Raw genomic sequence first — 3,350 nt, forward strand, 5'->3', positions numbered from 1 at the left:
TGGTCTGGATATCAACCCGTTTCGCTCTAGTGAAGTGATACAACCCAACAACCTGCGTTTGTTGAGGCAATAAACAACATGCCCTTGCTGCTGCTACGCCTGTTGGTATTGCTGCTGTTATTGGGTTGGGTTTATCTGCCACCTGCTTTACAGCAGGGTTTGTTGTTGCCCTTATGGGTGGGTGCCGGTTGGCTGATTTTTATCACCCGATTGGAGCTGGCTCGGGTGAGACGACAGGTGTGGCTGGCGCAATACCTGCAAGGTGGCTCGGTGTTTCGGCAGCGTTTGCAGTTTGGATTGATTGGGCTGTTGTGGCAGTTGTTGTTATCCCTGTTGCTGGCTCTGTTGTTGCTGTTGCAACTGCTGGTTGCAGATGGCTGGTTCTGGGTGTTGCTGGCGCTGAGTTTACCGCTGTTGCTGCTGGCAGAAAAAAGCCTAACAGCTTTGCTGGGTGGTAGTTTAAAGCCGGAATACTTGCCGGTGCTGGTACGTCGCTGGAGCCTGCTGCTGGTAACCGGATTGTTGATTTTATTGATGTTGCTGGTGCGTCTGCAGTTATCCCAGCCTTGGCTGATTGGTTTGAGCTGGAGTGATGCCTTGTTACTGCAATTACAGATGCAAGGTGAGCCGGGCTTGCTGGCAATGCTGCTGCGGCTGAGCCAGACTCTGGATATCACTTGGCAGTGGTTGTTGCAAAATGCACTGGGTAATCGGGATGATTTTGGTTGGTTATCCTTGCTGGGTTGGGGTGCCTTGTTTGTTTTACAGGCTGCTTTTTGTCTGGCTTGGATGCAGCTGCTGGTTGGTGCCCGCTGGTTGCTGAAAAAACACCGGGAGTGAAATATGAGTGAGCAGGTCAGAAGTGAATCCGTGCAGAAAACCCCCGGTGTGCGTTCATTGCTGCTGGCTTTTATGCTGGCAGGGCTGGTGTTTGCCGGGCTCAGTCAGGCGGTGCGGCTGCTGGGTGAACAGGTGGAATCCGGCAGTGTGTACGCCCTGATCATCAAGGGTGACACCCTGCTGCTGGATGCCTCCACACTGGATGCACTGAATCACGACCTGCGGCGCTTCACCAGTGAAGAGCAACAGCAGCTGGCACAGGTGATGAGTGACTGGAATCAACAGCAGCTGGATCGTTTGTTTGCCTTACCCCAAGCCGGTGTTGAGACTTATCTGGACTGGTACTACTCTATGCCGGGTTCTTATATTCGTCTGTTTCATGCAATAAAAGGTGATCTGCCGGAGCAGTTGGAAAAGCAGTTACAGCAGCGGGTATTTGAGGATACGGGTTTTGCCCTGCAGCTGGATATGCTGGGGCGAGCTTATACCACTCGTTTTCAGCAGGAGCTGTTGCAACAGCAGGCCATGCGTCTGGAGCAACTGCAAGAGCAACTGCATCAGGATTATTCTGCACGTCAGGTGCGAGTTACCAATACAGAACCTGTTTTTACCCTGCAGCTGGATCAGGCTTTGCTGCCGGACTTTTCGGCCTCGGAGGCAGATTTTAAGCGCTGGAAAAACAGCGTGGGAATCTCGGCAACAGCCGGTGCTGGTATTCTGGTATTGCCTGCGGCTCGTGTAATGGCTGGACGTATGATGCAAAGTGCCGGAGTACGCACAGCAACCCGCATTACCCTGCAGTATCTGGCGCGCTTAACCCCGCGACTGGCAACAGCCTTAGCAGCCAGTGGTACAGCCACGGCAGCAGCATCACCCAGTGGGCCAGGTGCACTGGTGGCCGGAGTGACCACTCTGACACTTTTTGTGGTTTCCGACTGGGCACTGTTAAAAGCAGAAGAAGCCATTTATCGGGATGACAAAGCAACTGCGCTTCATGCCGGTCTGGATGCATGGCGTGAGGAGCTGAGTGAAACATTACAACAGGCCACAGCGCCCTTGTTTGCCAGTCGGCAGGATTTTTTGCGGCAGAGGCTGAACCGGCCTTACATTGAGGCCGGTGTGGAACAGCGTTTTTATCTGTTTCCTGATCAGGATGGCAGCATCGAGCGGCGCTGATGGGTGTGGTTACTGAACCAGACCAGTGCCATTGCCAGCGCAATGGGTGGCAGCATCAGCAGATTCAGCATCTGCCAGCCCAGCCATAATTGCAGATGCCCCGCCAGCAGGCTGCCCAGCGCTGAAAACCCGAATACCAGAAAATCATTCATCCCCTGCACTCTGGCTTTTTCATTGGGTTGGTAAGTGCGTGTCAGCAGTGATGTTGCACCAATAAAGGTGAAATTCCAGCCCACACCCAGCGCCACCAGTGCTACCCAGAAGTACCAATAATCCTGCCCCAGTTGAGTCACCATCACGCAGAGCAACAACAGCAAACAACCGATCTGGATAATGGGTGTCACACCGTAGCGGGTGATCAATCGCCCAGTGATAAACGAAGGCAGGAACATACCCAACACATGCCACTGAATAATGCTGGCGGTACTGCTGAACTCAAAATGATGGCTGTGCATGGCTAATGGTGTGGCGGTCATCACCAGCACCATCACACCGTAACCAATACTGCCAGACGTGATTGCAGCGACCAGCAGCGGCTGGCGCAATAATTCCAGATAACCGCGTCCTCCCTGTTGTTGTTCGGCCAGAGTTGGTTTGGGCAACGGCAGGCTCAGAATCAGCAGCAGGGTAAAACAATACAGCCCAATCAACACCACAAAGGCACCCAGAAACGCATGGTGTGGAAAAAAGCCCTGCGACCAGACCGCCAGATTTGGCCCTAAAATAGCAGCTAGCACCCCACCACCCATCACCAGTGCAATGGCACGGGCATTCTGATCCGGTTTACAGGCTTCCACTGCGGCAAAACGGTATTGCTGTCCTACACCTATGGCCATGCCCAGTATGAGGCAGAAGAGTGCAAAGTTTTCACCGGCCAGCGCGGTATAAGCCAGCAATGCACCACCCACACCAATCAGATTGCCGATAAAAAAGCCGGTTTTGCGACCCAGCCAGCGCATCAGCAATGCAGCGGGCAAGGTAACACCCATTAACCCCAGAAACTGCAAAGCTACCGGCAGGGTAACCAGCGCTGGAGAAGGTGCAATTTGTTGCCCAATCAGGGCGGTGACAGACACCAGCAGAATGTTGCCGGTGATCAGCAAAGCCTGACCCAGTGCCAGACCCCAGACGGTGACAGGAAGCATAAAAAATCCCGGTGCAGTTAAAAGTCGCGACTATATCATGATGATTAAATATCCCGCAGTGTGGGCTTGCTGCACGAAGGGTCAAATGAGTCGATCTTGCTATGACTTAAAGCTGACAAAAAGGGTATAATCGCCCGAATATCAAAAACCTCAGAAGGACGAAGATGCATGGCTGAAATCGCCAAAGAG

At 53.1% G+C, this 3,350-nt stretch carries 3 protein-coding genes; 2 read left to right on the forward strand and 1 reads right to left on the reverse strand.

Annotated elements, in window-relative coordinates:
* Positions 1-78: 78 nt before the first annotated feature.
* Together IBX50_RS18745 and IBX50_RS18750 are read left to right on the forward strand one after the other, a co-directional pair.
* Positions 79-840, forward strand: a complete 762-nt coding sequence (locus tag IBX50_RS18745) for a hypothetical protein (protein WP_292257924.1) — start codon at positions 79-81, stop codon at positions 838-840.
* Between the two features lie 3 nt (positions 841-843).
* Entirely contained in the window at positions 844-2,016 is a 1,173-nt protein-coding gene (locus tag IBX50_RS18750) for a hypothetical protein (protein ID WP_292257925.1), read from the forward strand.
* Here the strand turns inward: IBX50_RS18750 and IBX50_RS18755 are convergent.
* Positions 1,989-3,161 carry an MFS transporter gene (locus IBX50_RS18755; protein ID WP_292257926.1) on the reverse strand — a complete coding sequence of 391 codons (1,173 nt, stop codon included), beginning with the start codon at positions 3,159-3,161 and terminating at the stop codon, positions 1,989-1,991. The genes IBX50_RS18750 and IBX50_RS18755 overlap by 28 nt on opposite strands.
* Positions 3,162-3,350 lie beyond the last annotated feature (189 nt).

This window comes from Marinospirillum sp., from assembly GCF_014859565.1.

What these genes read in the sequence shown, in the direction of transcription:
- IBX50_RS18745 (WP_292257924.1), top strand. Translation starts at nt 79, where the DNA reads ATGCCCTTGCTGCTGCTACGCCTGTTGGTATTGCTGCTGTTATTGGGT.
- IBX50_RS18750 (WP_292257925.1), top strand. Translation starts at nt 844, where the DNA reads ATGAGTGAGCAGGTCAGAAGTGAATCCGTGCAGAAAACCCCCGGTGTG.
- IBX50_RS18755 (WP_292257926.1), bottom strand. Translation starts at nt 3,161, where the DNA reads ATGCTTCCTGTCACCGTCTGGGGTCTGGCACTGGGTCAGGCTTTGCTG.